2 protein-coding genes are annotated in these 1,746 nt (G+C 76.3%); both read right to left on the bottom strand.

The window, feature by feature from the left end:
* Positions 1-395: FAD-dependent oxidoreductase (locus GPJ59_RS36005; protein ID WP_308120692.1), on the bottom strand; the 395-nt coding region annotated here is incomplete at its 3' end.
* Positions 396-674: 279 nt separating this feature from the next.
* Complete coding sequence (locus tag GPJ59_RS36000) at positions 675-1,571, bottom strand: TIGR01777 family oxidoreductase (protein ID WP_219672325.1); 897 nt, start codon at positions 1,569-1,571, stop codon at positions 675-677.
* Positions 1,572-1,746: the final 175 nt, after the last annotated feature.

The raw sequence follows: 1,746 nt of genomic DNA, 5'->3' as shown, positions 1-1,746 counted from the left end.
GCCCGCGCGGTGCGCTCGGGCCGGGCCAGCAGCCGTTCCACCGGCAGCGCCGCGAGCCGGCCGAGCGCGGCGCTGACCCGGGCCTGGTCGAGCGAACCGCTGGCCAGCGCCCGGGCGGGGGTGACGGTGCCGACCCGCTGCGGCCTGCCGCCCTCCCCGTGGACGACCACGCCCGGGGCGAACGGCCGCAGCACCAGGTCGGCCAGACCCGGCGTCAGGTCCAGCTCCGGGTAGGAGGTGTTGAGCAACTGGCCGATCCGGTCCAGCCGGAATCCGCCGACCGTCTCGGTGGCCATCCGTCCGCCGGGGCCGTCGGCGGCCTCCAGGAGGATGACGCTGACCCCCGCGGCGGTCAGATGGTGTGCAGCCGCGAGTCCCGAGACTCCGGCTCCCACGATGACAACGTCTGCATGGTGTGCGCTTGCGCTGCTGAGCACGTGCCCCTCCCCGAGGTCGGCGACGCGGCTATGTCTCGTCGTCCTTCCCCCAACGGACTTGAGGGGAACCCAAGTTCGGTGCGGTATTGGGCACAACTTCTGTCGTAGAGCGGTCTGGTACCGGTCGCACGGCAGCCACACCGGGGCCACGCAGCAGTCGCACAGCAGTCGCACAGCGGTCGCACCCGGTGCACGAACGGTCGCACGCCCGCCCACCGCAGGCCGGCCTGCCCCGGCCTACTCCCCCGCCAGCGCCGCCCGGACCGCCTCCTCGATGCCCGGGTACCGGAACACGAACCCCGACTCCAGCAGCCGGACCGGCCGGGCCCGCTGGCTGCCCAGCACGTCCTGGGACAGTTCTCCGAGGACGATCCGCAGCGCCGCCCGCGGTACGGCGAACAGCGTCGGCCGGTGCAGTACGCGCCCCATCGCGGCCGTGATCTCCCGGTTGGTCAGCGGCTCCGGCGCGGTGAGGTTGACCGGGCCGGCCAGTGCGGGCGTGTCGATCAGGTGCCGCAGGGCCGCGACCTCGTCGTGCAGCGCGATGAACGGCCAGTACTGGCGCCCGTGGCCGAGCCGCCCGCCGATCCCGGCCCGGAAGACCGGGAACATCCGCCCCCACGCCCCGCCCTCGCCGGCCACGACCAGCCCGGTCCGGGCGAACACCGTGCGCACCCCCGCCTCCTGCGCGGGCGCCGCGGCCGCCTCCCACTCCACGCACACCGACGGCAGGAAGCCCTCGCCGGCCGGGGAGCCCTCGTCGAGCACGCGGTCGCCCTGGTCGCCGTAGTATCCGACGGCCGAACCGCTGACCAGCACCCGCGGCGGCTCGTCCAGAGCGGCGACGGCCCGTGCGACGGCGGCCGTACCGAGCACCCGGCTGTCGCGGATCTCCTTCTTGTACGCGGCGGTCCAGCGGTGGTCGCCGATCCCGGCGCCGGCCAGGTGGACGACGGCCGCGCAGCCCGCGAGCCCGGCCGGGTCGACGTACCCCCGTTCCGGGTCCCACCGCGCCTCGTCGGGCCCCGCGGGCGGCCGGCGCACGAAGCGGACGACCTCGTGCCGGTCCGCGCGCAGCGAGCGTACGAGCGCCTTGCCGATGAGTCCGGTCGAACCGGTGACCGCGATACGCATGCGCCCATCCTGCCTGCCCGCTGCCGGGCCCCGGGCACGGGCGGCCGGCGGCACGGGCCACGGGTCGGCGGGCGGCGGGTCGGCGAGCGCACCGGGGGGCAGCGGGGTCTCCCCCCCCTCCGGGGAGGGCGCGGGGGCGCGGGCCCCCGGCCCGGTGAGCCGCCGCGTGCACACC

It is taken from the genome of Streptomyces bambusae, from assembly GCF_019400985.1.
Classification (GTDB): Bacteria; Actinomycetota; Actinomycetes; order Streptomycetales; family Streptomycetaceae; genus Streptomyces; species Streptomyces bambusae_A.
Note: the sequence above shows the minus strand (reverse complement) of the source record. Positions and strands in the feature narration are given on the sequence as shown.

Bases quoted from the DNA above. Each gene is read 5' to 3' on its own strand.
- GPJ59_RS36000 (WP_219672325.1), bottom strand. From the start codon at position 1,571: ATGCGTATCGCGGTCACCGGTTCGACCGGACTCATCGGCAAGGCGCTC.